This is a genomic window from Tenacibaculum sp. TB-53 (genome assembly GCF_059716285.2).
In genome coordinates, this window is record NZ_CM202790.1 from 2,213,261 (window position 1) to 2,238,984 (window position 25,724).

Below are 25,724 nucleotides of genomic sequence, written 5' to 3' on the forward strand. Positions count from 1 at the left end.
CTATTATTGCTATGGTCATGTTTTTGCTATGCAAAAAACATGAAAAAAAAGAAAATAATAAATTATGAAAGAAAACATTGCATTAGAAAAATTTCAAGAAGACGCCTATAATGATAATATAGGTACTTATAAATTTGAAATAAAAGGACCGGACGGAAAAACCAACATTAGTTCTGACTTACAAGCTAAGAAACAAGGAATTGAATTACACTTTTTAAGATACGGGATTTTTAATCCATTTCCCTATCATATACAAGACAACAAGTTTGTTAGAGCCCCTGATATTGAAGTTGAAGTTGAGCCACACGATAAGAATGATAAAAAAACAATTGATTATAAGCTTAGTGAAGTTGTTGTATCTGCAAAACGAAAAAGTGCCAATCCTTCTAATTTAGCTCCAAAACTAACCCATAGTCGTTACGAAAGAACAGGTTTAAGACATGGATATTTATATATTTTGCATGACGAGGAACCTAAAAAATGGCTTGAATACGAAATAGATACAAGTGGTCTTTTAAATCCTATTTATTGGAAAGACAACAAAGAAAATGGAGAATATAACGATATACGAGACGCTACAAACACCTCAGGTAAAGAAACTTACATTGTAGCACCAGATTCTGTAATTTGGGTAGCCTATTCTCATGTGCAATGGTCTATGCAACAATTGGAACAAATTGCTTCTTCGCCAGAAGAAAACGAACGAATGATAAAAGTTGAGTGCAAAGGCTACGAAAAAGGGAAAGAGTTAAAAAAAGCAGAAGTTATACACGACCGTCCCTATCATTCTTTTATTGCAGTATTTGATTACAAACACTTTCCAGAAGCAACTAGACTAGAAGAAAAGCTAAAAACCATTCATGCTATTGAAAATGCCGACGACCCTAATAATGAAAACACATTATTAGAGGATATGTTTATTACACTTCCAGACCCTGTTGGCTGTGCCTATGACCTCGTAGATATCATTTTTTATAAACTAGATTATTTACGTTCTATGGTAGAGTGTTTAGCTACCTCTGTACACCATATGGATTTATACAAGTACAAATTAGGGCTTATAGACTATGGAGAAATACAAAGTGATGAAATTTCTAAAGAGGAGGCAGAAGAACTAAAATACATCTTCTCAATTGCCTTAACTACCTATAAGTTTGTTTACAACAACCCTGAATTAAAAGAAGACTATACACGTAAAAGAGGAGAGTGGTATTTAAACCATGGTATATCGCACGATAAATTAGACCACATACTCGCTATTGAAGAACGCAAACGTATTCGTAAAGTAATAAACGGATTTAGAAACGATTTAGGAAACCTCTTAAAAAGCGAGTACTACAAAACCGCTATTGACGTTTGTTATGAAAATAACCCTACCCCATTAGCTAGTATAGAGGGTAAAAATATAATTTCAGACCACTTATTGTGTTTGGCGCATTACCCCGAAATGATAGACAGGCAATTACTACCCGAAAGTGAGTACAAACCGTATGAAGATACTTGGGTAAAAGAAATTATAAAAACCAGTAAAGGTGAAAGTTCTTTAAAACATATAAACGATGTACTCTTCTGCCCAATTGAAGTTACCGATTTAGAAAAACAAGACACCAAAGACTGGAAATACATAGTTAAGTTTGAAAAAAAATTATTTAGTCATTTCAAAAAAGTAACTAAGGCTTACATTGGTTTTGGTAAAGCAATAAAAGTTGAATTACTAAGAAACCAATTTGATTTAATAACTCGTACTAACAACGGAGTTAAAGAAACCCACTTAGTTACAGCAGGTAAAAATTTAATTTATAAAGAGTTTTTAAACGACTTTGAAAAAGTTAAGAAAAACATAGCTTCTAAACACCCGCAACATAAACGTATTGATGCTATAAAACACGCCAAAGTACCCGTTACCTATTGGTTATTAGTAGAAGAACAGTTTAAAGGAGAAATAGACGCTAAAATGGCGACTGCCAAAACAAACCCTGAAAAACTAGCCATATATATTAGAAATGGTAAAAAACTCCCCTATGCCCACAAGTTAGAAAGTATTATACAAAGCCAACAATTTAGGAGTACCGTATTAGTTTTTGAAATGTTTTCGTTAGCTCAACAAGTTAACAAAATGACTAATAAAGAAAATTTTTCGGCAACAGATATTATGAAGACTGTTGGTGTTGGTATAAAAGTGATTTCAGCAGGATTAAATGTAACCGAAAGTATTTCTAAAGATATTGCCCAACAAAAAATTAAAAGTTTTGTTACCACACAGTCAAGAGCTACTGCTACAGAAGTGAAAGATGTAATAGATAATATTAAAGAAAAGTCTTTTGCTACAAAAGGTACAAAAGCTATTAAATTTTTTGGAGGTTTAGCATCTGCTTATACTCTAATTGCCACCATTGAAGATGTAAATAAAAGTTTAGCAAAAGCTGACAACGATGCCGCCTTAGCGTATAGTGGTGCCGCGGTGCTTTCAGCAGTATCTTTACTAGAAACCTTCGGATTAATTTCGTTAACAGGAGTCCCTGGTTTAATTGTGGGAGGCCTAGGATTAGCTTTTTACGGATTAGCGTATTATTTAACCGATGATGAGTTAGAAACTTTTTTTAAGTTTTTTCCGTTTAGTAACAAAACCTATATGAAAAATCCAAGTTATTACAATCCATACTACAATGCACGCTTAATGTATCGAGGCAAAGAAAAATTAATTAACCCCTATAAAAAAGAGTACTTATCCTCAAGTTTTGATGAAAGCTATAAAAGTGTATATGTACGCTTACTAAATTTAATCGTAGGAAGTGCCATTACTATAAAGGCAAGTAGTACACGGTATGCTTCTCCCAAAAGTAGCACTCCAACTTTTCGTGCCGCTAATCAAGACTTGCATAAAAATTGGGTTGACAACAGTGCTACCCTTTGGAGTAACCTAGCCATTGACATTTCGTTTGGGGCGTTTTTTAACAATCCAAGCGGACTAACCTACGAACTTTATTTGGTACAATGCAATGACCCTTTACTAGGTAATAAGAGCTACAAGTTACCGAAACATTGTTACGATACTATAGTAACAGCACCCTCTACAGTTGATGACAAACCAGAGTTTAAAGAACAATCGTTACGTAACGGAAACATGGACGCTTCGTTTAAACAATTTCACATTTGGGTGCGAGTTCCTAAATACTTACAAGTAAAACACCTACTAGCTGCCAATAATATTGTTAAGCAAGAATACGAAGGAAATAAAGTGTACCTAAACAAGTACTCGCATATTGCTGTATTATGTAAATACACCGATGCACAAATACAATTACCTTTACACCCAAAAGATAAGCAAGGTTATTTATGGAATATTATGCCTTTGGTAAAAGACAGTAAAAAAGAAGAGGAATATATTACCTTTAGAAACGTTAAAGCAGGCAAAGCAACCATCATCGAAGATGCATCCTTGTTTTTTAATAAATTTCCCTTACAACATTAAAATAATACTATGAGTTTTTTAAAAGCCAAACCCCTACCACATGAAATAGTTGACTACCCTATTACCCAATTCAAATTTAATTTACAACCCAATAAAGCTGAAAAAATACAAGAAGCCAACGACGAATACTTTGTCATAAACATGGCAAAAGGTCTATATTTATTTAAAATGTTTGCTTGTACTGGCGGAGGAGTAATGCTAGTAATTCTTTTATTACAATTAATAGGAAAAAATGGAGGGGGGATTACTTGGGTAGATTATTGTATATATCCATCTCCTTTTATTATTGTAGGTTTATTTCATTTAGCGGTATATTATTACAATCCACATAAAGAATTAGTGTTAGATAGAATGAACGGTACCATAAGTTACCCCCGTTTATTTTTTAGCAAAAAACAAGAAACTGTACCTTTTTGGTTGGTTACGGTCTATAAAAACTTACAAACAGGCGGGGACTTTACACCTATGGGGTATAATTTAATATTACGTGACCGTAAACAAAATTTTTCTTGGACACTAGCACATAATAGATGTGAACGTTATTGGAGTTTTATGGTATGGTATATGGATAAAAACAGACCCCTACCTTTTGGCGATGTTTTCCATCCATATAGGCAAGCCGATTTTGACCGTAGATTAAAAGAAGGCTTTCCAAAACCTTTGTATCCAAGCTTTGTACCAACCGATGAACACACACCAGAACAACAGGCTATGCGAAGACGTATGGCGGGGTGGTAAAAACTAATTAAGACAGCATGAGTTTTTTAAAAGCCAAACCCCTACCACATGAAATAGTTGACTACCCTATTACCCAATTCAAATTTAATTTACAACCCAATAAAGCTGAAAAAATACAAGAAGCCAACGACGAATACTTTGTCCTAAACATGGCAAAAGGCTTATTTTTATTTAGAATGTTTACTTTTTATTTTGGAGGAGGAATACTATTGTTATTTTTCTTAATTCAGTTTATAATAAAGAAACCTACGCCACTACACATTTATTTAATTCCTTTACCTTTTATTATACTAGGTTTATTTCATTTAGCGGTGTATTATTATAACCCACATAAAGAATTGGTGTTAGATAGAATGAATGGTACCATAAGTTACCCCCGTTTATTTTTTAGCAAAAAACAAGAAACTGTACCTTTTTGGTTAGTTACAGTATATAAGAACTTACAAACAGGTGGGGACTTTACACCTATGGGGTATAATTTAATATTACGTGACCGTAAGCAAGATTTTACTTGGACTCTTGCATATAATAGATGTGAACGTTATTGGAGTTTTATGGTATGGTATATGGATAAAAACAGACCCTTACCCCTTGGAGAGGTTTTCGATCCATATAGACAAGCCGATTTTGACCGTAGATTAAAAGAAGGCTTTCCAAAACCTTTATACCCTAGCTTTGTACCAACCGATGAACACACACCAGAACAACAAGCTATGCGTAGGCGTATGGCGGGATGGTAAAACTAATTAAGACACTATGAGTTTTTTAAAAGCCAAACCCCTACCACATGAAATAGTTGAATATGGTTCAGTACAAATACAAAGTAAACTACAACCTGGTAGACCTGAAAAAATTCAAGAAGCCAATGATGAATACTTTGTGTTAAATATGTCAAGAGGGTTATCAGCATTTAAAGACTACACTTTATTCTTTGGAGGATTTGTTATATTGATAATATTTTTATTACAATTAATAAGTAAAAATGGGGGAGGTATTACTTGGATTGACTACCTTTTGTTTACAGCTCCTTTTATTACCTTAGGATTATTTCATTTAGCAGTGTATTATTACAACCCACATAAAGAATTGGTGTTAGACAGAATAAATGGTACCATAAGTTACCCCCGTTTATTTTTTAGCAAAAAACAAGAAACTGTACCTTTTAGGTTGGTTACTGTATATAAAAGTTTAGATGCTGGAGGAGATTTTACTCCTATGGGATATAGTTTGGTATTACGTGACCGTAAACAAGATTTCGCTTGGACATTAGCACATAATAATCCAGAACGTTTTTGGAGTTTTATGGTGTGGTATATGGATAAAAACAGGCCCTTACCCCTTGGAGAGGTTTTCGATCCATATAGACAAGCCGATTTTGACCGTAGATTAAAAGAAGGCTTTCCAAAACCTTTATACCCTAGCTTTGTACCAACCGATGAACACACACCAGAACAACAAGCTATGCGTAGGCGTATGGCGGGATGGTAAATAGTTGTAAAAAATGAGTAAACACCACCAACCTTTTAAAATTTTAACTCAACCTACTTTGGTAAATGTAGAAGATGTTTACCCAAAAAAAGGAGTGTTAGTTAAAGAAGCTAACGATAAGTTTTATAGAACAGATGAAATGACGTTACCAAAAGTATATGGTTTTTTTGGGTTACTTGGTATATTTTGTGGCATTTGGTTTTTAGATGGAAAATTTAATTGGAAAGAAGATAGTCTTTCCGTTTTTCTTATAATTTTAGGTTCATTTTTATTTATTTATCGTCTTACAGTTAAAAGCAAACATAAAGAACTGGTATTAGACAGGTTAAATGGTACGGTTAGTTATCCTGATTTTTTTTATAGCAAACCTTTACAAGGTAAGTTTTCAGAACTAAAAGCGGCAATCTCTATTAGTGGAGATATTGATGGTGCTCCAGGTGATGAAAAACTAAAGTTTGTAAATACCTTTAGACCTCGAAAAATAGATATTTTACGTACTATTAGTTACGATGACCCTTACCAAGAATGGAGCTTGTATGTCTGGTATATGGATAAAAACCGCCCCTTGCCACCGGGTACTGCTTTTGACCCATACAGACAACAAGACTTTGAGCGCAGAAAAGCATTAGGCTTTCCAAGACCTTTGTATAAAAGTACCATACCAACACCTGAATTTACGAAAGAGCAACAAGCGGAGCGCAGACGCATTGCAGGATGGTAAATAGTTGTAAAAAATGAGTAAACACCACCAACCTTTTAAAATCTTAACTCAACCTACTTTGGTAAATGTAGAAAGGGTATATCCTAGTAGAAAATATGTTATTAAAGAAGCTAACGATAAGTTTTATAGAACAGATGAAATTACGGACATTTAGTACTTTTCGCATCGCTTTTTGCATATCTTTCATTTTTAATTATTTTTTGTATTGCTGTTTTTTTTGTGCTACTTAATGCTTTATATGCATCTGAACTTTCCAACCCTCCCCAACTCATAGCAGTATAATACTCCATAGGCTGTTGATGATTGTCGTAAGCGGAATAAAAAGAATAGGTTAAAAAAGGAGTGGAAATCCACTCCTTTTCTTATGCTTAATCAACTATTGGTGTAGGGTCATCTTTTAAGTAGGCATTAATCACTATAGAATCTCCTTTTTTTACAACTAAATCTTTTATTATAACACTGACTTTCCCTGGTGACGCTATTTCTATATTATGCTTACCAACTTTTGGTCTAAAAAAACTCGTTTCACCAAAATAAAGGTTATTTATAATTATAAGAGGGCTTGGTATTGTGTCATAAGAAACCCCTTTATCCAAAGCATTTATTTTAATAGATCTACGATCAGATTTGAATTTATTTACAGTATAATTAGAAAAGTTTTTATTGAAACTTTCTTTTGAACTACTGCATCCAAATATTAATAAACATATATATACGCATATCAATTTATTTACATTTAGTGCTTTTAGCACCACTTTTATTGAGTTTTCCATTTTTTTACTCTATCCAAACCGAATTTGCACAAATAGTTTCCCATTCACCATTTACTTTTTGTAGTAATTTAAATTCTCCCCCATATGTTTGAGTGGAATAATAGATAGCCATAGTATTATTTCTAAATAAAATAGGCATGGAAATAAATGAGGTTTTAAAGCGTATCTTTTTTTCAGTCGTTTTATCTTTAAGATTAGGAAACAATTTATCTATTCTCTGAACAGAAACACTTTTGACCTTTTGTTTTAAAAAAGCCACTTCTTCTTTAGGTATTTTAACTGGAGAGTCAACACCATTGCTACATAAATAAAATTCTAAATATTTATTTTCTATATACAATTCTATAGGTATATTTCCTTCTTCTATAATTGTCTTATAATAAATATTTCCACTTGATTCTTTTAAGACAGAACTCAAAACTTCATATTCAGTATTCATATTGTTAACTACTTCTCTGTAAGAAGAGCAACTACTCATAAAAATTACAATAATTATTATTTTAAGGACACTTGGTACTTTTCGAATTATTATTAACAAGTTATATTCTTAATCTATTATGTCATCATTTTTTAAATACGCCTTAATTATAATTGAATCTTTTTTCACAACTTTTAATTTATTTATTCTATTGCTTTTACTACCAACAAAATGAAATGAAATGTCAAATTCATTCTCTGGCTTTACATCAAGTACTATTGGAGAAAAGTCGTTATTCTCATATTTAAAATCAACATACACATTGTTTATCTCCACAAAACCTCCAATCTTTTCTTTAGAATTATAATCATAAGCTTGTAAAGTTAACGTAGTACTCATATTAGATTTTAATCTTTTTATACTGAAGAGTTCATCATTAACTAAAACATTTTTTGAAGCTTTACAATAATAAAAGCTTAGTAATAAACTAACACTTAGTATTTTTAATATGTTTTTCATTTCCTTTTTCTTATAACCCCATAAATTAATCTACAATATTTTCGTCTGGCAAATGAGCTTTGATAACTATGGAGTCTTTTTCTTTAATAAGAAGTTTTATATCTATGTTTTGTTTACTTGGATAAAGTATTGACAAATTATGTTTTCCTAACCCCAAACTAAATACTTTACCTTCTAGATATACATTATTAATTACTTTGGTTGATGGTAATAATAGATCTTTTTTAATATTATCATACGTTTTTACTGTTACACCAGTAAAAAGGCCTTTAGATTTATATCTTTCTATTTTGTAGTTTTTATTGTCTGTATTATAAACTTCTTTAGATGTTTTGCATGATATTACACAACAATAAAAGGTCAGTAGTAAACTAACACTTAGTGCTTTTCGCACCACTTTTATTAAATCTTTCATTTTGTATTATATTTTGAATTTTTGTTTTATCTGTATTACTTAAACTTTGATAGGCACTAGACGACTCCAAACCAGCCCAAGATAAGGCTTTATAATAATCCATAGGCTGTTGATGGTTGTCGTAAGAAGAAAGAGAGTACGCTAAAGCTTCTACATATTGACTTATAAATTTGTGTTCTGTTAAATTTCCTGCATTTGTTGGGTTTGATTTAGTATAAAAGTTTTGATATGCTTTTAAAATAGTTGTCATTGTAGACCCTGGGTTTTCCCTCACAACGTAATGAATATATGCGTGGAAACTTTCGTGTATAACAGTTTTGGCTATAAATAACTTTGTAGCATCTTTTACTAAGTCGGTGTCTAGCGTAATATCAAAACCACTGGTATTTCCATTTACACCAGAACCTATGTTATTTAATTGCCCTATCTTAAAAGTTAAATTATACTTTCTAGAGTGGTCAAACAAATCTAAAATCATTTGCGACAAATGTCCCATACCTTCTAAATCAGGTACTAAAGCACCTTTCATATCTTTTTCTTGTAAGGCTTTTATAATAGCACTTACACACGGGTTATTGGTGTTATTAATAATTCTATCATCAAAATCTACTTCACCACCATTTGTTAACGCTTTAATGGCTTGTTTAGCAAATGTTTTGGCTTCTGAGGTCGTGTTTTTAAATAAGAAAGCCTCTACCTCTTTAGTCGTGGCTAAATTATTACTGTCTGATAAAAAGTTGAGCTCCGATAGTGATAAGCTATTATCTAAAGTTCTATTAATATTATTGGTTCTAATTTGTGCTTCTGTATAAGTATTTCCATCAGCATCTTCTACAGGGGTTGTTATTATAGGGTCTCCTCCTGTAGAACTTCCTGTTCCTGAACCTCCACCTCCTGATGAAGTATCATCTGTTGGTATATCGTTTGAAGGGCCACCTGGTGGGGTATAGTTTGTACAGTGTGAAAAGTCTATAACATAACCTGTTAATTGACTTCTGCTACAATATGATCCATCCCATTGTTTTTGTGGAGAATGACCATCTGCATTTCCTCCTGCATCACAGCTTTTATATTCAGGTATCCATACTCCATTACATGGTGTACTTCCTCCACCACCTCCATAATCACCATCGTCCTCTCCTGGTGTATCAAAAGAGTCGCTCCTTGCTTGTATATCTAGTTCACTAAAATCAAAATCTTCTTTTGATAGGCTATACAATAACGACTTTTCTGTATTCTTTCCGTTATTAGTATTATTTTCTCCTTGGTACGAAACCAAAAAATAGCTAAACTCATTATTATACTTTCTTACTAGTAAGTTCTCAAAAACAGAAGCTTCTTTTAATGTGTTTTCAAGTTTAAACGTCCAAGAAATTGTTGTTTTGGTTTTTATTTTAGCAATTTGATTGGTTAAAATAGAGAGTCTTTTTTTACCTGTACTTCCTTTACTACTTACATTTTTAGTACTCAGGTTTTTTTCAATTTTCTTTAAGGATTTTGAAAATTCGGCATCGTGAGTAAGTTCTTTATAATTTAATGTTGCTAGTGTATATGGTTTTGTTGTATTATCTGTGTGGGTATTAGGTATAATTTCATCTTTCTCACAATTCCACAGCAACAGTGAAATCCCAAACAGGAAAACGCCTAGTTTTAAAAGATTAGCAATTTGTTTGTTTCTTTGTTCCATACTATTTATAGTTTTAAAATTAGTTACAATTTTTTATTTAAAAGTAGTTGCTCATGGTTTTTTACACAATAAGGGGTTTCCCTTGTTGTTTTAACTTCTTCTCAGGGATACCCCTGAGTTTTCTTTAACATTTTTAGCATAAAAACCTAATATACTGCTACTTGACTCCAAAGTAAAACATAAAAAATTAGAAACAGGTAAGTCAGTGACTTACTAAAAGTAAGTCACTGACTTACTTTTTCAGTACGTCAATTGTACGATTATCAGTATTTTAACTCTCAAAAAAAGGCTTTTTTGTACATTTTTCATAGAAACCATCAGCGTGATGCGCTGAACATTCCTCAACACAACGGAACCGTCAGCGTGACGCGCTGAACGTTCCTCAACACAACGGAACCATCAGCGTGATGCGCTGAGCATTCCTCAACACAACGGAACCGTCAGCGTGACGCGCTGAACGTTCCTCAACACAACGAAACCATCAGCGTGACGCGCTGAACGTTCCTCAACACAACGAAACCATCAGCGAAACTCGCTGAGTGTTCCTTTAAATAACAAAATTCTCCACAAGTTTCCTTACAGTGCACCCTGTTAACTATAGTAACCTATGTAAACCTCGCTTAGTGAGTAAATTTTAACAATTGTTAACTTTTTTAAAAACTTTTATACTCTTAAATTGCTGATGCTATGAAAGTTACCAAATCACTTTCTACAAATATTTAATATTAATTTAAAAAATTAGCTTATGAACAGTCCGTATTTAAACCGGTACCGTAATGGTGAATATCTACAGTACATGAAAGATATTTTACAACTTGTAAACTTACAAGACGTTGATGCGTTAGCATTGACAAACCCCACTAACGAATTAACAACCATTGTTAATCGTATTGATTCTTTATACCAACAAGTGCAGGGAAGCACCCTAACACAAGAAATTATAACTCTTGACACTAGAAGGGATAAAGCTATTTCTGGAATTAAAATGATTTTAAATGGTTATGAGAACCATTTTAATGAAGCTATAGTAAGTGCCGCCAAAGCACTACTTGCTACTATAAATGCACATGGTACTAATATTATTCGTAAAAGCTACCAAGAACAAACCGCTATTTTAGATAGTATTTGTAAAGATTTTGAAACTGAACCTGAGCTTATTCAAGCCATTTCTTTACTTGATATAGCTACTTGGGTTGCTGAATTAAAAAATGCCAATACCGAGTTTTCTACCAAGTATATTGAGCGTGTAGGTGAAACAGCGGCTTCACCAGAAAACAATATTCAAGAGTTGCGTACTGAAGCTTCGCTTACTTACAGAAAACTTGTATTACATATTGAAGCGCATGCAACACTTTCAGAAAATGAAGCCTACCCAACCTTACTTAATGAGATTGATGTGTTGGCTAAGCAATATAATTTGGTAGTAGATAACAGGTCTAAATCTAGTACTCCAACTACCGAAGAAGTATAACATTAGTTGATTTTGTATTTCTTTTATAGCATACAAAAGGCTCCTGAATAACTCAGGAGCCTTTTAATATATTGGTAATGCTATGTAAACGTTGTACATTTTGAGTAAAATTTGTCAATTCGAGTGAATTTTGCGGGTAAAAACCCGTAAAATTAGTATCGAGAATAAAACTTTACAACTTAGATTGTTGTTCTCGATACGATTTTCTATCGAAAATCACTCGAACAGACATTCTTTCGGCTAAAAACTTCAAAAATGCACAACAGGTTATGTAATTATAAGGTTACTGTTTTTCCTATACTATTTGAATAGGTTTTGTTGGTAACAGTATCAACAAAGTTCCAGTCTGTTTGTATACCTGCTGCTGTTACTGTAAGTTTCATATAGCCTCTTTGAGAGAAATTACTGTATTGTAAATCGTCTATTAACAAGCCTAAAGCGCCTTCTAATTCTGTTGCAGATGCTCCTAAGTAAGTTTCTAATCCTGGTGATGATACTGAACTTGTAGCTACCTCTACGGCTACTTTTTCTCCAGAATTATCTTTTAAATCACTATACCACGCATTGTGAGTGTCTCCTGCCAGCACTACTACATTTTTACTTTTAAAGCTCGCTAAAATGCGTTCTCTCTCCATAAAATAACCATCCCAAGCATCTAAGTTATATGGTAATACGGTTTGTACTCTTGCTTTTTCTTCTGCTGTTAACGTAGGGTCGTTTTGTAAAACTCTTGTTTTAATCGTTACTAATTCTGTTATCGTTTTTTTAAATTGATTAAAAGTTGCTTCACTTGCCCCACCTGTTGCTGATGCTTCTGCCACCACTGTTGCTAACAATGTTAATAATTCAGCAGGAACTAACATTTTTCCCATTAAAACTTGCTGTCCTATTAGTTGCCATGTACTATTGCTTGCTGCTAATTCACTTTCTAACCATCCTAATTGGGTAGTTCCTAAAAGGGTGCGTTGTGGGTTTAACCATGCTTGCTGAAAAGCCGCTGCATCAAACGCTCCTTTTTCATCATAATACGCTGAATACTCTAGTTGCTTATCTCTACCAACAATACGCGTATCTAACATAATTAAATCTATCAAACTTCCAATTTTCAAGTTTCTGTAAATAATTGAATTATCTACCAAATTCGTCATGTTAGGTAAGTATTCGCTATATGCTTTTAAGGCACTTTGTTTTCTTGAAGTATAGCTTCCTTCATTTTCTTGATGGTTTTCCGCTCCGTCTTTATACGCATCGTTAGTTACCTCATGGTCATCCCAAACACAAATAAAAGGTTTGGTTCTGTGCAATTCTTTTAATTGCTCATCTGAACGGTATTGGCGGTAGCGGATACGATAATCGTCTAACGAAATAATTTCTCCTTTTGGTTCTGGTGTTCTAAACGAACCGTAAGTGTTCTCTCCGTATTCGTATATATAATCTCCTAGGTGGATGACAACATCTGCATCCGATTTTTTTATTTCTTCATATACGTTAAAGTAACCGTAGGCAAAGTTTGCACAAGATGCTACTGCTAGTTTTACTTCACTAATTGATTCGCTAAATGTTAGGGTTTCTCCTACTGGTGATGTTGCTTTATCGTCAACACTTACAAAACGGTAGTATAGTTTTTGTCCTGCATCTAAGTCTTTAATTTCAACAGCTATGGTAAAGTCTCTTGAAGCATCGGTAGTTACTTCTGCTTGACGAACAACCTCTTTAAAGTTTTTATCTTTTGCGAGTTGCCAAATTAAGGTTGCTGAAGCGTTTTGCGTGGTGTAACGAGTCCAGATAATAACTTGCGAGTTTGTGGGGTCAAAACTAGCAACTCCTTGCTCAAAGTTTTTCTCTGCTAAGTTATCTGGAATAGGTAGCTCATCAATATCATCATCTTTACAACTAATAAAGTTAGGGACTAAAAGTAGTCCTCCAGTTGCTAATAATGAGTTTTTTAAAAAGCTTCTTCTTTTAATGTTAGTCTTCATACATAGGGGTCTTTTAATTTCCCTGCATAAGTACTATTTCAACGTTGCTTTAACGTTAACTAACCTTTACCAAATAAATGAAGTTACTACCAGCCTCCTGTGGCTCCACCACCACCAAAGCCTCCGCCGCCGAAACCTCCGCCGAAGCCGCCTCCGCCTCCAAAGCCTCCTGAAGATCCTCCACCGAAGTTTCCTCCGCCAAAACCGCCTCTACCTGCGTTGCTTAAAATAATGGTTTCTAAAATACCTCTTGCTACATCCGATTTTCTATAACCTCTTCCTCCTCCACGGTTTCCTCTACTTCCGCTTGAAATAATGATAAAGAATACTACCAGAATGATGATAAAGATAATAAAGCTAAAGTCTGTTTTTTTAGATTGTTTTCTAGCACCTTTGTATTCACCACTCATTACTTTAAAAACAGCATCTACACCACTGTTTAACCCAGCGTAATAGTCACCTTGTTTAAAGTAAGGAATAATGTCGTACTCTATAATTTGTCGAGAAACATAATCTGTTAATAAATGTTCGGTTCCATAACCTGTTCGGATGGTTATTTTGCGATCGTCTTTTGCCAGTAACATGAACACTCCATTATCCTGCTCTTTACTTCCTCCTATTCCCCATTTGTGTGCCCAATTGGTAGCTAAATATCCTATTTCTTCTCCTTGGGTTGAGCTTATAATTGCTACCACTACTTGTGTTGAAGTAGTGTCGGCATATTTAATTAACTTATTTTCTAAGCTAGCTTTTTGACTGGGTGATAAAAGATTTACATAATCGTAAACACTCGTTTGCTCTTTAGGTGTCTCAGGAATTTGAAACCCTTGTGAGAAAAGAGTGTGTCCGCATAAAAATGCAATAAAAAAAAGAACAACTTTTACGTTTTGTAACTTACTTGTTCTTTTATATAATGACGTTATATTTTTTATCATATTTCTTCCTTCTATGAAGGTTTTAGCCTTTTGATATTTCGTTACTTAACTCATCTTCATCATCGGTAGTCCATGGAAAGTGAGCTTGTAATTCTTTTCCTGCTTTTAGCACACCATCTATAATTCCTTGTTTAAAGTTTCCTTGTTTAAATTGGTTTTGGATGGCTTCTTTGGTTGTTTCCCAAAAGTTATCGGGAACTACGTTGTTAATACCTTCATCGCCAAAAATTACAAATTTATGATCGTCAACAGCGATGTACAATAACACACCATTTCGTTGTTGGGTATTAAACATTTTTAGCATTTGAAATACTTCTAGTGCTCGGTCGTAGTGAGAACCTTCCGTAGTTCTCTCTATATGTACACGAATTTCACCAGAAGTATTTCGCTCTGCTTGTCGAATAGCCTGAACGATTTCCTCTTCTTCTTTGGCAGTAAGAAAATCTTCTACGTTAGACATATTGTTAGAATTTAAAATCTACATCAGGCGCATTCTCTGAACCTGCATCAGCCTTGTAACGTGCCATTTCAGTTAAGTTAAACATCCCCGCTAGCAAGTTACCAGGAAACATTTTAATATGCTTGTTATATTTATTAACGCTTTCGTTATAACGATCACGTGCTACGTTAATTCTGTTTTCTGTTCCTTCTAACTGACTTTGTAATTCTAAAAAGTTTTTATTTGCTTTGATATCTGGATAACGCTCTACAGATACTAATAACTTAGATAAAGCTCCGCTTAACCCTGTTTGTGCTTGTTGAAATTGTGCCATTTTCTCTGGCGTTAAATCTCCTGCATTTATATTTACTGAGGTTGCTTTTGCTCTTGCGTTAATTACGTCTGTTAACGTGCTTTTCTCAAAATCGGCAGCTCCTTGTACCGTTTTTACTAAGTTGCCGATTAAGTCGTTTCTTCGTTGGTAAGAACTCTCTACATTAGACCATGTAGTTTTGGCGTCTTCTTGGTATGTTACTGCTGTATTATAAAATCCTTTTGCCCATGAATAAATTCCAAATACTAGAACTCCTATAATAATTAAAGGCACTAACCATTTTTTCATAATTCTTGATTTTTTTTAATTATAATTGATTTTTAATTTTAATTAATTCTGCTTTTACAGTTTCTAATCTACTAATAATTTCCTGATTATTTAAGACTCCCTCTGGGTTTTTCTTTAGTTTTTGTTTTGCGCCATCTAAGGTAAAACCTCTTTCTTTTACAAGGTTGTAAATAATTTTAAAGTTTTTTACGTCTTCTTGTGTAAACAATCGATCGCCTTTGGCATTTTTTTTAGGATTGATAATTTCAAACTCTTTATCCCAAAATCGTATAAGTGAACTATTCACCCCAAAAGCTTTAGCAACTTCTCCTATTTTATAATACCGTTTATCGGGTAAGTCTACATACATTTTTCACAGCTTGTTACGTGTTTAGTCATACGACTGACCTTTTTGTTGCGAAGCTTTTTGCATGGCTACAAATTCTTCTGGAGTTAAATCTCCGTAGTAATAGTAAATAGGATTTACAGGTCTACCATTTTTATGTACTTCGTAGTGTAAATGTGGTGCTGCAGAACGTCCTGTATTTCCTACATACCCTATTAAATCACCACGTTTTACTTTTTGTCCTTTCTTGGCAAGTATTTTACTCATGTGAGCATAGACAGTTTCGTAACCATATCCATGGTTTATGTAAACTACTTTACCAAAAGTAGAGCTTCTATGTGCTTTTTTTACAATACCGTTTCCTGATGCAAAAATTGGTGTACCCGTAGGTGCTGTAAAATCCATTCCATTATGCATACGCCACGACTTTAATATAGGGTGCAAACGCATACCATAACCTGATGCCATTCTTTTTAAATCTTGATTTTTTACTGGCTGAATAGCAGGTATTGATGCCAACATTTTTTCTTTTTCTTTAGCTAGCTCAACAATTTCATCTAACGATTTAGATTGTACTACCATTTGCTTTGATAAAATATCTAACTCTTTTGTTACCTTTTTTACCATTGAGCTATTATCAAAACCATCTAAGTGTTTATACCTATTTACACCACCAAAACCTGCTTTTCGTTGCTCTTCTGGTATTGGACTTGCCTCAAAGTATGTTCTGTAAATATTGTTATCTCTTTCTTGTAAATCGGTTAAGATTTGAGCACTTTCTTCCATTTTTTTAGAAAGCAACTCGTAATGTAATTTTAAGTTTTCTAATTCTCTCTTTTGAGCACGCTCTTTTGGAGACATTAAAAACTGGCTAAAACCTATAAAACCGAAAAAAGCAATTAATAAAAAACTAAGTAGTCCCAAGATAGTTTTCTTATATTTTTCACTTCTTTTAACCTCTATCTTTCTATATGATAAAGTGTCTGGGTCATAATAATATTTTACTTTTGCCATAATGCTAAATGTACTATTTTTGTGCTTTTTAAATGAAGCATCCTAAGGGGATGTACAATTTGAAAACTCGCAAATTTACAAAATCTTTTAAAACTTCTTTTTACAAGAGGTTTTTTAAATATATTTTAACAAAACACAGATACCCAGAGTTGTATGAAATCTCAAGATATTAGAGCTAAATTTTTAGATTTTTTTAAATCAAAACAACACGAAATAGTTCCTTCAGCACCTATGGTGTTAAAGAACGATCCTACTTTAATGTTTACCAACGCTGGTATGGTGCCATTTAAAGAGTTTTTCTTAGGAAACTCAACTCCTAAAAATGGTAGAATTTCTGATAGCCAAAAATGTTTACGTGTTTCTGGTAAACACAACGATTTGGAAGAGGTTGGTTACGATACTTACCACCACACCATGTTTGAGATGCTAGGTAACTGGAGTTTTGGTGATTATTTTAAGAAAGAAGCTATTGCTTGGGCTTGGGAATTATTAACTGAAGTTTACAAAGTAGATAAAGACATTTTGTATGTAACTGTTTTTGAAGGTGATGAAAAGGACGGTACAAAAATGGATCAAGAAGCATACGATATTTGGAAACAATACATTGCTGAAGATCGCATCTTAATGGGTAACAAAAAAGATAACTTCTGGGAAATGGGTGAACAAGGTCCTTGTGGTCCGTGTTCTGAGATTCATGTTGATATTCGTTCCGCTGAAGAAAAAGCTAAGGTTGATGGAAAATCGTTAGTAAACGAAGATCATCCTCAGGTTGTTGAAATCTGGAACTTGGTATTCATGCAATACAATCGTAAAGCTGATGGTTCTCTAGTAGAACTTCCAGCGAAACATATCGATACTGGTATGGGATTTGAACGTTTATGTATGGTGTTACAAGGTGTTCAATCGAACTACGATACTGATGTATTTACTCCTTTAATTCGTGAGATAGAAACAATTACTGGTACTAAGTACGGAAAAGATGAAAAAATTGATATTGCTATTCGTGTAGTTGCCGACCACGTTCGTGCTGTTGCTTTTGCGATTGCAGATGGTCAGTTACCTAGTAATAACGGTGCAGGTTATGTAATACGTAGAATTTTACGTCGTGCTATTCGTTACGGATTTACTTTCTTAAACCAAAAAGAGCCTTTTATTTATAAGTTAGTAGAAACCTTAGCACATCAAATGGGAAGTGCATTCCCTGAAATTAGAAAACAAAATACTTTAGTACACAATGTTATTAAGGAAGAAGAAACTTCTTTCTTACGTACACTAGACCAAGGATTATTATTATTAGATCAAGTTATTGCAACTACTAATGGTAAAACTGTATCTGGTAAACGTGCTTTTGAATTATATGATACTTACGGATTCCCTCTTGATTTAACGCAGTTAATCGCTCGTGAAAAGGGGTATGAAATTAATGAAGAGGAATTTAATGCTGGTATGAAAGCTCAAAAAGAGCGTTCTCGTGCAGCTTCTGCTAGTGAAACGGGTGATTGGGTTACTTTATTAGATGATGATGTTGAAGAGTTTATCGGTTACGACATATTAACCACTAATGTAAAACTAACTCGCTACAGAAAAGTTAGTACCAAAAAAGGAGGTGACCAATATCAACTGGTATTCAACATGACTCCTTTTTATCCAGAAGGTGGTGGACAGGTTGGTGACAAAGGATATATTGAATCTCCTAATGGTGATATTATTTATGTGCTTGATACCAAAAAAGAGAACAATGTTATCATTCATTTCACAAAGAATTTACCTAAAAACTTACACGAAACTTTTAAAGCTGTTGTAAATAAAGAACATAGAAGTTTAGCGGCTAGTAATCACTCAGCTACTCACTTATTACACCAAGCGTTACGTACTATTTTAGGAGACCATGTAGAACAAAAAGGTTCATTGGTGAGTCCTGATTATTTACGTTTTGACTTTTCTCACTTCTCTAAAGTAGACAATGATCAATTAGAGGCTGTTGAGGAATTCGTAAATGCTCGTATTCGTGAAAATCTTCCATTACAAGAGCAAAGAAATATCCCAATGCAACAAGCTATTGACGAAGGTGCTGTAGCTTTATTTGGTGAAAAATATGGTGATAGTGTTCGTACCATTCGTTTTGGACAATCAATGGAATTATGTGGAGGTACGCACGTACAACAAACTGGTGATATTTGGTATTTCAAAATAAAATCGGAAGGTGCTGTCGCTGCAGGAATTAGAAGAATCGAAGCAATTACTAATGTAGCTGTGGGTGATTATTTTGAAGATGTTGAGCGCAACTATGATGCAGTAAAGCAATTATTGAAAAACCCTAAAGATGTTGCTAAATCGGTAAGTAGTTTACAAGATGAAAATGCTGCTTTAAAAAAGCAAGTTGAGCAACTATTAAAAGATAAAGCTAAAAACATGAAAGGCGAACTTAAAAACCAATTACAAGAAGTAAATGGAGTTCAGTTTTTAGCAACTAAAGTAGATTTAGATCCTAACAGCATTAAAAACTTATTATTTGAGTTAGGAGGAGAAGTTAACAATTTATTTGTGGTATTTGCTACCGCTCCTTCTGCTGAAAAAGCAATGTTAACGTGTTATATTTCTAAAGATTTGGCTAATGAAAAAGGCTATGATGCTGGAAAGGTAGTTAGAGAATTAGGAAAGCTAATCCACGGTGGTGGTGGTGGACAAAATTTCTTCGCAACCGCTGGTGGTAAAAACCCTGGAGGAATTCCAAAGGCATTAGAGAGAGCAAAAGATTATATCGCTTAATACATACTAAAAAAGGTTCAGAAAATTCTGAACCTTTTTTTATTGTAGTGCTTTTTTATAGGTATTGATCGCTCGTTCTCTCGCAAACTTGTGTTCTACCATAGGTTGTGGGTAAGTTAATTCATCAAAGTCTTTTACCCATTTTCTAACATACTGTAAATCTTTATCAAACTTTTTTAATTGAGATTCTGGGTTAAACACTCTAAAATACGGAGCTGCATCGCAACCCGTACCTGCTGCCCATTGCCAATTTCCGTTATTTGCTGACAGGTCATAATCCAACAGCTTTTCTGCAAAGTACGCTTCTCCCCAACGCCAATCTATTAATAAATGTTTGCATAAAAACCCAGCAGTAATCATACGAACTCTGTTATGCATGTATCCAGTTTCATTTAACTCTCGCATGCCCGCATCAACCATAGGGTACCCAGTTTTACCTTCACACCATTTTTTAAATTCTTCTTCGTTATTTCTCCAAGGAACAGCATTATATTTTTCTCGAAAATTCTCAGTAACTACTTTCGGAAAATGATATAAAATTTGCATAAAAAACTCACGCCAAATTAACTCACTTAAAAAAGTTTGGTTGGTTTTCAAAGCAAAACGGATCATTTTTCGAGTACTTACCAATCCAAAACGTAAATAAGGTGATAAATACGACGTTTTATCTTGCGAGGGAAAGTCTCTCACCTCATCATACGAATCCAAACTAGATAGGTTGTATGGTTTTACTTTAATCGTACTTTCTTCAAAACCTATAAAAGCTAATGATGGAAATTCAGATAAAAACTGATAAAAATTAGCAAAGTCTATCGTAAAGTCTTGCGTATCTTTCTTTTCTGAGAAGTTTTGTAACCATTTATTCTTATACGGAGTAAAAACTGTATACGGAGTTCCATCATTCTTTAAAACTTCGTTTTCTTCAAAAATTACTTGATCTTTAAAAGCATTAAATATTATTCCTTTTGATACTAAAAAGTCTTCTACTTCCTTATCTCTTTTAGTCGCGTAAGGTTCGTAATCTTTATTTGTGTAAACTGCTTCAATTATAAATTCTTCAGTTAGTTTTTTCCAAATTGCTAATGGTTTTCCTTTTTTAACTACCAGAGAAGATTGATGCTTTTTCAGCTCTTCATCTAAGTTTTGCAAGGTTTCGTAAATAAAAGTTACTCGAGCATCATTTTTAGGAAGGCTTTCTAAAATATCTTCATCAAAAATAAATAACGGAACTACTTTATTACCTGATTGTAGCGCTTCATACAAACCTTTATTATCTTCTAAACGTAAGTCTCGACGAAACCAAAAAATAGATACTTTATCTTCCATTAAATAATTTTTCTAACGTACTATAGCGATGTTTAAAAATTTTTTTTAACTGCCTTTTTATAAAGATTGATTGGGCGATATGTCCTAAAAAACCAAAAGGTATCTTGTATGAAATTTTGTCTTTCATTAACGTTTTTCCATTTGACAACTCTTCAAACCAGTGTTCGTGATGCCACATGCTATAAGGACCAAATCGCTGTTCATCTATAAAAAATTGTTGTTCTTTTACTTGTGTAATTTCGGTAACCCAACTAGACTTAATACCTGGTAAAATTCCTACTTTGTAGGTAATTATTTGTCCTGCATAGGCTTTTTTATCAACCTCTGAAGTAATTTGAAACCCCATATGTGAAGGGGTTATTTTTTGCAAATTTCCTGGAGCACTGAAAAATTCCCATGCTTTTTCTAACCGAACGTTTAATATTTGTTCAGTAGATAAGGTATAAATACCCGAATGCTTTTTAAATAGTACCATTATTTATTTTACTTTTTTCCAGACTTTGTCTGAGTTAAGTTGAAAACTACCAACAAAATTGAAACCACATTCATTGGGGCTTAATATTGATAAAAATAACGTGTTTTTTTCTTTTCTATACAAATGATAGACCTTACCTACAATTGGCTCAAAGTTAAACTTAGCACTATAAATAAGCTCATTATATTGATACTCTTTTACAAGATTGTTGTATTGTTGTTTTATTTCTTCAAAAGACGCTAAAAATTGAGTATTTGCCTGGTAAATGTTTTGTTTTTTCCAGCTTATTGAATTACTTTCTTTAATAACTGGTGCTGTAAAATTAGTTGCATATGGTTTTAAATACGCATCATATTCATTTGTTTCCTCATTAAAAACTACATTATCTGGTTTTTTCTTCATTTTTATATTAATTTGGTAATTTTCTTACTCATTGGTTTGGTTATTGAGTAAAAAACATCAATTAACTTTCCTTCTTCATCTACCAAGTATTTTTGAAAATTCCATTTTACTGAAGAACTCATTTTTCCATTTTTATCTTTTTGTGTTAACCATTGATATAACGGGTGTTGATTTTCTCCTTTAACTTCAATTTTTTCTGTCATAGGAAAATCTACTCCATAGGTTACACTACAAAACGATTGAATTTCTTTTATTGTTCCTGGTTCTTGGCCTCCAAATTGATTACAAGGTAATCCTATGATTACTAATTTATCTTTGTGTTTTGAATACAGTTCTTGCAAACCTTCATACTGATTGGTAAAACCACATTTCGATGCTACATTTACAAATAATATTTTTTTCCCTTTAAACTTGTTGAGGTCTAAGTTTTCTCCATTAATACCTTCAATATTTATGTCGTATAACGATTCTTTAGGAGTTACTGTTTGCGCTTTACCTGATAAACTAAATAGTGCCATGATTAAGAATATTTTTACTGTGTTCATTTTATTGAATTGCTATTTTTATGATTTCTAACGAAAAATCTTCGTCTTTTTTATTTCCTATTAAAATTGCTACCTCTTCTATTTGATTATCAGAGAAATTACCAAAATTTAACTTTCTACCCCTAAAGGTAGGATAAAATCCTGTTAATGGTAATGTAATTTCTTGTTCTTGTGTATTTGTTCTAAATGCTTGTACGTATGAGTAACGTTGAGACTCATTTGATTTTAATCGTAGTTGATATTGTTTACCATCTCCTTTTACTTTTAATACAATTTTTGAATGTTGTTTGTTTAAACCTATGGCTATTGGCATTCTCGTCATCGAAAATCCACCATTATTTTCAGTAGATACTTTCCCCGAAAAGATTAAGTTTCCCTTATCATTAATTTTTACAGCTGATGTAGAAATTCCTCCCATCACAGTATCATTAACAACATACCAATTTTGGGTGTTATTATCTTTATCAAAAATTATAATTTCATCATTTAAACACATAAGAAAACTTAAAATTAAAAGCCATTTCATTATTTACTTTTTAAATTTTTATACTTACAATTCCTGCATCTACAGGAATTACTTGTCCAGTAATTGCTGATGCTTCGTCAGACAATAAATAGGTAGCTAAACTAGCTACTTCTTCTGCTTTTAGGTATTTTTTTAATGGGTGTCTGTTCTGCATACTCTCTTGTTGTTTTTCATTTCGTAATAAGCGAGCTGCTAAAGGTGTATCAGTAACCGTAGGAGCAATTGCATTGAATCTAACTTTCGTAGCGTATTCTGCTGCCAACGATTTGGTTAACCCTTCTACTGCTGATTTACTAGTTGCTATGCTTGCATGATAAGGCATTCCTAAAAATGACGCTACCGTACTAAATAACACTACACTTCCATTGTTTTGAGTTAGCAAACTTTCATAAGATTTTAGCGTTTTAATTGCTCCTATTACGTTTATTTCAAAATCAGTTTTAAAATCTGCTATTTTTAATCTCGAAAAGGATTTTAGATTAATGCTTCCGGGACAATAAACTAATCCATGAACTTTTTCTAATTCTGGAAGTTCGTCTTTGGTTACATCGCATGCATAATGTTTTATATTTTCAATATTAGACGGTGCTGTTCTACTAATGTTAATTATTTTATGTGTGTGTTTTAATTTGGTTATTATCGCCTTACCAATACCACTACTACCACCAACTACAACAATTGTTTTCATAATCGTCCTTTTAATCGTTTTTCTACTTTTTGTTTAACAGTTGTTATGCGTTTCATAACATCCATCAACTTTTTATCTTTACTCTTTTTATACACTTCATTAATTGATAAAATAATTTCTTTCGCTTTCCTTGATGCTAAAATTTTTTCATTTCTTGTTTTAAAAGATTTGTAATTTTTCTCAAATTCTAAAGCTTCTTGAAGTAAGTTTATTGTACTCATTTTAAATAATTTTGAAGTTCAACAATTTTTTCTGAGGTATTAAAAATGCCTCCATAAAAACAGGTAACTGTTGATGACGAATCATCTTTAACTCCTCTAGAAGAAACACATAAATGCTTTGCATCTATAATTACAGCTACGTCTTCTGTTTGTAATATCTCTTGTAAATCTCTGGCTATTTGATTAGTTAAGCGTTCTTGTACTTGGGGTCTTTTAGCATAAAACTGAACAATTCTGTTTAATTTTGATAAGCCTATAACTTTTCCTGATGAAACATAAGCCACATGTGCTTTTCCTATTATTGGTACAAAATGATGTTCGCAATTAGAATAAAACTGTATGTCTTTTTCTACCAACATTTGGTTATATTGGTACCTATTTTCAAACAATGCTATTTTAGGCTTATTGGCTGGATTTAAACCTGAAAAAATTTCATCTATATACATTTTAGCTACTCTTTGTGGAGTACCTTTAAGAGAGTCATTATTTAAATCAAGCCCAATAGTTTGCATTATTTCTGAAAATAATTGTGCTATTTTTTCTTTTTTTTCCTCATCAGAAATTAAAAAAGCATCTTCTACCATAGGCGTTTCAATTCCTGTATAAATATGATCATCTCCAATTTCTTCAACCGATAAGTTCTTTATATTATCGCTAACAGGGGTATTCAACAAAGTTTCTAGGTGTTTCATAAAGTTTTATTTTAATTTCTAAATGATTATTTATCACTAACCTTAGTTTGTTATAAATTACAATTGCTATATTTTCTACTGTTGGATTGAGTGTTTTAAATTCTTCTACTTCTTTATTTAAGTTTTTATGATCTAAACAATCTATTATTTCTTTTTGTATATGGTTAGATAAAACTTTTGTATCAATTACATATCCTGTGTTTTCATCTACTTCTCCTACAACAGTTACTTCTAACTCATAATTATGGCCATGAAAATTTGGATTATTACATTTGCCAAAAACTTCTTTGTTTTTTGCTTCAGACCATTTCGTATTATGCAACCTGTGGGCTGCATTAAAATGTTCTTTTCTCGTAATAGCCACTTTTGCTTGCTTCATTTATCGTTTTGCTATTTTATTATTACTTATACTTCTTTGTCTCGTACATTTAAACCTTCCTTTATTAAATATTCTTTTTGCTTGATGTTTTGTTCTTCTACCCTGTACTCTTTTCCTCCATAATTTAAAACTTGATGGTTTTAATTCTCTTCGCATTAAATTAATTACTTCTTGTTCTTTTAAGTCAAATTGAAGTTTTATAGCGTCAAAAGTTGTTCGATCTTCCCAAGCCATTTCAATAACTCTATCTATCTCTCTTAATGTCATAAAAAATAACTTTGTGTTGATGTCATTTTCAAATCCATCATTTTTTTTATAAATTTTTTATTCTGATTATATTTATTATCTTTTCTAAAGCTAATAAAGTGGTTATCGGAATGAATACTAAAGAATTCATGATTAAAAACCACTATTTTATAAAAAGGTATTACCCAGCAAAAGCGTTGTAATTTATTAGTTATGTAAACTATAATTCCTTTAGGACGTATTTCTATACTTCCATAATTTAAATCGCTAATTGTTGTTAAAATACTTTTAAAGCTTTCACTTACTCCTTCAACAATCATTCTACTTGAACCAACTCCTTTAATTTTTAAAGATTGTAAAAAAGACATAGGTTCTCCTACTAATTTATTGATTTTTAATACACTTTCTTTATTATTGTATGTTATATCAAACAACATTT

General features: G+C 32.7%; 31 protein-coding genes. 8 read left to right on the forward strand and 23 right to left on the reverse strand.

The window, feature by feature from the left end; all coding sequences use genetic code 11:
- The first annotated feature begins 64 nt into the window (after positions 1 to 64).
- Genes AC3VJB_RS10095 through AC3VJB_RS10120 form a run of 6 tightly spaced genes read left to right on the forward strand, consistent with a single transcriptional unit; the run spans position 65 to position 6,573 of the window.
- Positions 65 to 3,472, forward strand: coding sequence for a toxin VasX (locus AC3VJB_RS10095; protein ID WP_497667091.1), 3,408 nt, complete (start codon positions 65 to 67; stop codon positions 3,470 to 3,472).
- 9 nt (positions 3,473 to 3,481) lie between these two features.
- Entirely contained in the window at positions 3,482 to 4,210 is a 729-nt protein-coding gene (locus AC3VJB_RS10100; RefSeq protein ID WP_349264591.1) for a hypothetical protein, read from the forward strand.
- Positions 4,211 to 4,227: 17 nt separating this feature from the next.
- A complete protein-coding gene (locus AC3VJB_RS10105) occupies positions 4,228 to 4,950 on the forward strand; it encodes a hypothetical protein (protein ID WP_497667092.1) in 723 nt (240 codons plus the stop codon).
- A gap of 16 nt (positions 4,951 to 4,966) precedes the next feature.
- Positions 4,967 to 5,698 (forward strand): hypothetical protein, encoded by a 732-nt coding sequence (locus AC3VJB_RS10110; protein ID WP_497667093.1) that lies wholly within the window; start codon positions 4,967 to 4,969, stop codon positions 5,696 to 5,698.
- Positions 5,699 to 5,711: 13 nt separating this feature from the next.
- Positions 5,712 to 6,419 carry a hypothetical protein gene (locus AC3VJB_RS10115; protein ID WP_497667094.1) on the forward strand — a complete coding sequence of 236 codons (708 nt, stop codon included), beginning with the start codon at positions 5,712 to 5,714 and terminating at the stop codon, positions 6,417 to 6,419.
- A 13-nt stretch (positions 6,420 to 6,432) separates the two neighbouring features.
- Positions 6,433 to 6,573 (forward strand): hypothetical protein, encoded by a 141-nt coding sequence (locus AC3VJB_RS10120; protein ID WP_159432112.1) that lies wholly within the window; start codon positions 6,433 to 6,435, stop codon positions 6,571 to 6,573.
- Here AC3VJB_RS10120 and AC3VJB_RS10125 read toward each other — a convergent pair.
- The 6 genes from AC3VJB_RS10125 to AC3VJB_RS10150 form a co-directional block, all read right to left on the reverse strand.
- A complete protein-coding gene (locus AC3VJB_RS10125) occupies positions 6,560 to 6,709 on the reverse strand; it encodes a hypothetical protein (RefSeq protein ID WP_497667095.1) in 150 nt (49 codons plus the stop codon). The genes AC3VJB_RS10120 and AC3VJB_RS10125 overlap by 14 nt on opposite strands.
- 78 nt (positions 6,710 to 6,787) lie before the next feature.
- Positions 6,788 to 7,192, reverse strand: a complete 405-nt coding sequence (locus AC3VJB_RS10130) for a hypothetical protein (RefSeq protein ID WP_497667096.1) — start codon at positions 7,190 to 7,192, stop codon at positions 6,788 to 6,790.
- 4 nt (positions 7,193 to 7,196) lie between these two features.
- A complete protein-coding gene (locus AC3VJB_RS10135; protein ID WP_497667097.1) occupies positions 7,197 to 7,631 on the reverse strand; it encodes a hypothetical protein in 435 nt (144 codons plus the stop codon).
- A 108-nt stretch (positions 7,632 to 7,739) separates the two neighbouring features.
- The gene (locus AC3VJB_RS10140; protein ID WP_497667098.1) at positions 7,740 to 8,129 is read right to left on the reverse strand and encodes a hypothetical protein; all 390 of its coding nucleotides are present in this window, start codon (positions 8,127 to 8,129) and stop codon (positions 7,740 to 7,742) included.
- Positions 8,130 to 8,154: 25 nt separating this feature from the next.
- On the reverse strand, positions 8,155 to 8,544 hold the full coding sequence (locus AC3VJB_RS10145) for a hypothetical protein (protein WP_497667099.1): 390 nt from the start codon (positions 8,542 to 8,544) through the stop codon (positions 8,155 to 8,157).
- Positions 8,501 to 10,231: a hypothetical protein gene (locus tag AC3VJB_RS10150; RefSeq protein ID WP_497667100.1), complete on the reverse strand. Its 1,731-nt coding sequence runs from the start codon at positions 10,229 to 10,231 to the stop codon at positions 8,501 to 8,503. Before AC3VJB_RS10150 ends, AC3VJB_RS10145 begins: the two co-directional genes overlap by 44 nt.
- Before the next feature lie 796 nt (positions 10,232 to 11,027).
- Here AC3VJB_RS10150 and AC3VJB_RS10155 point away from each other — a divergent pair.
- Positions 11,028 to 11,702, forward strand: a complete 675-nt coding sequence (locus AC3VJB_RS10155; protein WP_520980974.1) for a DUF6261 family protein — start codon at positions 11,028 to 11,030, stop codon at positions 11,700 to 11,702.
- Between the two features lie 275 nt (positions 11,703 to 11,977).
- Here AC3VJB_RS10155 and AC3VJB_RS10160 read toward each other — a convergent pair whose 3' ends face one another.
- The 6 genes from AC3VJB_RS10160 to AC3VJB_RS10185 form a co-directional block, all read right to left on the reverse strand.
- Complete coding sequence (locus tag AC3VJB_RS10160) at positions 11,978 to 13,681, reverse strand: alkaline phosphatase D family protein (protein WP_497667102.1); 1,704 nt, start codon at positions 13,679 to 13,681, stop codon at positions 11,978 to 11,980.
- An 86-nt stretch (positions 13,682 to 13,767) separates the two neighbouring features.
- On the reverse strand, positions 13,768 to 14,616 hold the full coding sequence (locus tag AC3VJB_RS10165; protein WP_497667103.1) for a TPM domain-containing protein: 849 nt from the start codon (positions 14,614 to 14,616) through the stop codon (positions 13,768 to 13,770).
- A 22-nt stretch (positions 14,617 to 14,638) separates the two neighbouring features.
- The gene (locus AC3VJB_RS10170) at positions 14,639 to 15,076 is read right to left on the reverse strand and encodes a TPM domain-containing protein (protein ID WP_073182014.1); all 438 of its coding nucleotides are present in this window, start codon (positions 15,074 to 15,076) and stop codon (positions 14,639 to 14,641) included.
- Positions 15,077 to 15,080: 4 nt separating this feature from the next.
- Positions 15,081 to 15,677, reverse strand: coding sequence for a LemA family protein (locus AC3VJB_RS10175; RefSeq protein WP_073182016.1), 597 nt, complete (start codon positions 15,675 to 15,677; stop codon positions 15,081 to 15,083).
- Positions 15,678 to 15,696: 19 nt separating this feature from the next.
- Positions 15,697 to 16,026, reverse strand: coding sequence for a MerR family transcriptional regulator (locus AC3VJB_RS10180; protein WP_047790038.1), 330 nt, complete (start codon positions 16,024 to 16,026; stop codon positions 15,697 to 15,699).
- A gap of 21 nt (positions 16,027 to 16,047) precedes the next feature.
- Positions 16,048 to 17,016, reverse strand: a complete 969-nt coding sequence (locus AC3VJB_RS10185) for a M23 family metallopeptidase (protein WP_047790037.1) — start codon at positions 17,014 to 17,016, stop codon at positions 16,048 to 16,050.
- Between the two features lie 153 nt (positions 17,017 to 17,169).
- Here AC3VJB_RS10185 and alaS point away from each other — a divergent pair, with 153 nt between their 5' ends.
- A complete protein-coding gene (gene alaS / locus AC3VJB_RS10190; RefSeq protein WP_497667104.1) occupies positions 17,170 to 19,785 on the forward strand; it encodes an alanine--tRNA ligase in 2,616 nt (871 codons plus the stop codon).
- Positions 19,786 to 19,824: 39 nt separating this feature from the next.
- On the opposite strand, the gene AC3VJB_RS10195 is transcribed toward alaS, so the two are convergent.
- Genes AC3VJB_RS10195 through AC3VJB_RS10245 form a run of 11 tightly spaced genes read right to left on the reverse strand, consistent with a single transcriptional unit; the run spans position 19,825 to position 25,722 of the window.
- Positions 19,825 to 21,111, reverse strand: a complete 1,287-nt coding sequence (locus AC3VJB_RS10195) for a cryptochrome/photolyase family protein (RefSeq protein ID WP_349264605.1) — start codon at positions 21,109 to 21,111, stop codon at positions 19,825 to 19,827.
- Complete coding sequence (locus tag AC3VJB_RS10200; protein WP_497667105.1) at positions 21,101 to 21,586, reverse strand: SRPBCC family protein; 486 nt, start codon at positions 21,584 to 21,586, stop codon at positions 21,101 to 21,103. Before AC3VJB_RS10200 ends, AC3VJB_RS10195 begins: the two co-directional genes overlap by 11 nt.
- Positions 21,587 to 21,589: 3 nt before the next feature.
- A complete protein-coding gene (locus AC3VJB_RS10205) occupies positions 21,590 to 21,988 on the reverse strand; it encodes a DUF2452 domain-containing protein (RefSeq protein WP_159614242.1) in 399 nt (132 codons plus the stop codon).
- A gap of 2 nt (positions 21,989 to 21,990) precedes the next feature.
- Positions 21,991 to 22,533: a glutathione peroxidase gene (locus AC3VJB_RS10210; protein ID WP_047790032.1), complete on the reverse strand. Its 543-nt coding sequence runs from the start codon at positions 22,531 to 22,533 to the stop codon at positions 21,991 to 21,993.
- Between the two features lies 1 nt (position 22,534).
- Positions 22,535 to 23,059: a CIA30 family protein gene (locus AC3VJB_RS10215; protein ID WP_253679556.1), complete on the reverse strand. Its 525-nt coding sequence runs from the start codon at positions 23,057 to 23,059 to the stop codon at positions 22,535 to 22,537.
- 10 nt (positions 23,060 to 23,069) lie between these two features.
- Positions 23,070 to 23,747: an SDR family NAD(P)-dependent oxidoreductase gene (locus AC3VJB_RS10220; protein ID WP_437823296.1), complete on the reverse strand. Its 678-nt coding sequence runs from the start codon at positions 23,745 to 23,747 to the stop codon at positions 23,070 to 23,072.
- The gene (locus tag AC3VJB_RS10225; protein ID WP_047790054.1) at positions 23,744 to 23,959 is read right to left on the reverse strand and encodes a hypothetical protein; all 216 of its coding nucleotides are present in this window, start codon (positions 23,957 to 23,959) and stop codon (positions 23,744 to 23,746) included. The genes AC3VJB_RS10220 and AC3VJB_RS10225 overlap by 4 nt, the downstream gene beginning before the upstream one ends.
- Positions 23,960 to 23,964: 5 nt before the next feature.
- Positions 23,965 to 24,660: a GTP cyclohydrolase I FolE gene (gene folE, locus AC3VJB_RS10230; RefSeq protein ID WP_047790030.1), complete on the reverse strand. Its 696-nt coding sequence runs from the start codon at positions 24,658 to 24,660 to the stop codon at positions 23,965 to 23,967.
- Positions 24,623 to 25,039 carry a 6-pyruvoyl trahydropterin synthase family protein gene (locus tag AC3VJB_RS10235; protein ID WP_253679554.1) on the reverse strand — a complete coding sequence of 139 codons (417 nt, stop codon included), beginning with the start codon at positions 25,037 to 25,039 and terminating at the stop codon, positions 24,623 to 24,625. The genes folE and AC3VJB_RS10235 overlap by 38 nt, the downstream gene beginning before the upstream one ends.
- Positions 25,040 to 25,306, reverse strand: a complete 267-nt coding sequence (locus tag AC3VJB_RS10240; protein ID WP_047790028.1) for a TIGR03643 family protein — start codon at positions 25,304 to 25,306, stop codon at positions 25,040 to 25,042.
- Complete coding sequence (locus AC3VJB_RS10245) at positions 25,303 to 25,722, reverse strand: hypothetical protein (RefSeq protein ID WP_497667106.1); 420 nt, start codon at positions 25,720 to 25,722, stop codon at positions 25,303 to 25,305. The genes AC3VJB_RS10240 and AC3VJB_RS10245 overlap by 4 nt, the downstream gene beginning before the upstream one ends.
- Positions 25,723 to 25,724 lie beyond the last annotated feature (2 nt).

What these genes read in the sequence shown, in the direction of transcription:
- AC3VJB_RS10095 (WP_497667091.1), top strand. Translation starts at nt 65, where the DNA reads ATGAAAGAAAACATTGCATTAGAAAAATTTCAAGAAGACGCCTATAAT.
- AC3VJB_RS10100 (WP_349264591.1), top strand. Translation starts at nt 3,482, where the DNA reads ATGAGTTTTTTAAAAGCCAAACCCCTACCACATGAAATAGTTGACTAC.
- AC3VJB_RS10105 (WP_497667092.1), top strand. Translation starts at nt 4,228, where the DNA reads ATGAGTTTTTTAAAAGCCAAACCCCTACCACATGAAATAGTTGACTAC.
- AC3VJB_RS10110 (WP_497667093.1), top strand. Translation starts at nt 4,967, where the DNA reads ATGAGTTTTTTAAAAGCCAAACCCCTACCACATGAAATAGTTGAATAT.
- AC3VJB_RS10115 (WP_497667094.1), top strand. Translation starts at nt 5,712, where the DNA reads ATGAGTAAACACCACCAACCTTTTAAAATTTTAACTCAACCTACTTTG.
- AC3VJB_RS10120 (WP_159432112.1), top strand. Translation starts at nt 6,433, where the DNA reads ATGAGTAAACACCACCAACCTTTTAAAATCTTAACTCAACCTACTTTG.
- AC3VJB_RS10125 (WP_497667095.1), bottom strand. Translation starts at nt 6,709, where the DNA reads ATGGAGTATTATACTGCTATGAGTTGGGGAGGGTTGGAAAGTTCAGAT.
- AC3VJB_RS10130 (WP_497667096.1), bottom strand. Translation starts at nt 7,192, where the DNA reads ATGGAAAACTCAATAAAAGTGGTGCTAAAAGCACTAAATGTAAATAAA.
- AC3VJB_RS10135 (WP_497667097.1), bottom strand. Translation starts at nt 7,631, where the DNA reads ATGAATACTGAATATGAAGTTTTGAGTTCTGTCTTAAAAGAATCAAGT.
- AC3VJB_RS10140 (WP_497667098.1), bottom strand. Translation starts at nt 8,129, where the DNA reads ATGAAAAACATATTAAAAATACTAAGTGTTAGTTTATTACTAAGCTTT.
- AC3VJB_RS10145 (WP_497667099.1), bottom strand. Translation starts at nt 8,544, where the DNA reads ATGAAAGATTTAATAAAAGTGGTGCGAAAAGCACTAAGTGTTAGTTTA.
- AC3VJB_RS10150 (WP_497667100.1), bottom strand. Translation starts at nt 10,231, where the DNA reads ATGGAACAAAGAAACAAACAAATTGCTAATCTTTTAAAACTAGGCGTT.
- AC3VJB_RS10155 (WP_520980974.1), top strand. Translation starts at nt 11,028, where the DNA reads ATGAAAGATATTTTACAACTTGTAAACTTACAAGACGTTGATGCGTTA.
- AC3VJB_RS10160 (WP_497667102.1), bottom strand. Translation starts at nt 13,681, where the DNA reads ATGAAGACTAACATTAAAAGAAGAAGCTTTTTAAAAAACTCATTATTA.
- AC3VJB_RS10165 (WP_497667103.1), bottom strand. Translation starts at nt 14,616, where the DNA reads ATGATAAAAAATATAACGTCATTATATAAAAGAACAAGTAAGTTACAA.
- AC3VJB_RS10170 (WP_073182014.1), bottom strand. Translation starts at nt 15,076, where the DNA reads ATGTCTAACGTAGAAGATTTTCTTACTGCCAAAGAAGAAGAGGAAATC.
- AC3VJB_RS10175 (WP_073182016.1), bottom strand. Translation starts at nt 15,677, where the DNA reads ATGAAAAAATGGTTAGTGCCTTTAATTATTATAGGAGTTCTAGTATTT.
- AC3VJB_RS10180 (WP_047790038.1), bottom strand. Translation starts at nt 16,026, where the DNA reads ATGTATGTAGACTTACCCGATAAACGGTATTATAAAATAGGAGAAGTT.
- AC3VJB_RS10185 (WP_047790037.1), bottom strand. Translation starts at nt 17,016, where the DNA reads ATGGCAAAAGTAAAATATTATTATGACCCAGACACTTTATCATATAGA.
- alaS (WP_497667104.1), top strand. Translation starts at nt 17,170, where the DNA reads ATGAAATCTCAAGATATTAGAGCTAAATTTTTAGATTTTTTTAAATCA.
- AC3VJB_RS10195 (WP_349264605.1), bottom strand. Translation starts at nt 21,111, where the DNA reads ATGGAAGATAAAGTATCTATTTTTTGGTTTCGTCGAGACTTACGTTTA.
- AC3VJB_RS10200 (WP_497667105.1), bottom strand. Translation starts at nt 21,586, where the DNA reads ATGGTACTATTTAAAAAGCATTCGGGTATTTATACCTTATCTACTGAA.
- AC3VJB_RS10205 (WP_159614242.1), bottom strand. Translation starts at nt 21,988, where the DNA reads ATGAAGAAAAAACCAGATAATGTAGTTTTTAATGAGGAAACAAATGAA.
- AC3VJB_RS10210 (WP_047790032.1), bottom strand. Translation starts at nt 22,533, where the DNA reads ATGAACACAGTAAAAATATTCTTAATCATGGCACTATTTAGTTTATCA.
- AC3VJB_RS10215 (WP_253679556.1), bottom strand. Translation starts at nt 23,059, where the DNA reads ATGAAATGGCTTTTAATTTTAAGTTTTCTTATGTGTTTAAATGATGAA.
- AC3VJB_RS10220 (WP_437823296.1), bottom strand. Translation starts at nt 23,747, where the DNA reads ATGAAAACAATTGTTGTAGTTGGTGGTAGTAGTGGTATTGGTAAGGCG.
- folE (WP_047790030.1), bottom strand. Translation starts at nt 24,660, where the DNA reads ATGAAACACCTAGAAACTTTGTTGAATACCCCTGTTAGCGATAATATA.
- AC3VJB_RS10235 (WP_253679554.1), bottom strand. Translation starts at nt 25,039, where the DNA reads ATGAAGCAAGCAAAAGTGGCTATTACGAGAAAAGAACATTTTAATGCA.
- AC3VJB_RS10240 (WP_047790028.1), bottom strand. Translation starts at nt 25,306, where the DNA reads ATGACATTAAGAGAGATAGATAGAGTTATTGAAATGGCTTGGGAAGAT.
- AC3VJB_RS10245 (WP_497667106.1), bottom strand. Translation starts at nt 25,722, where the DNA reads ATGTTGTTTGATATAACATACAATAATAAAGAAAGTGTATTAAAAATC.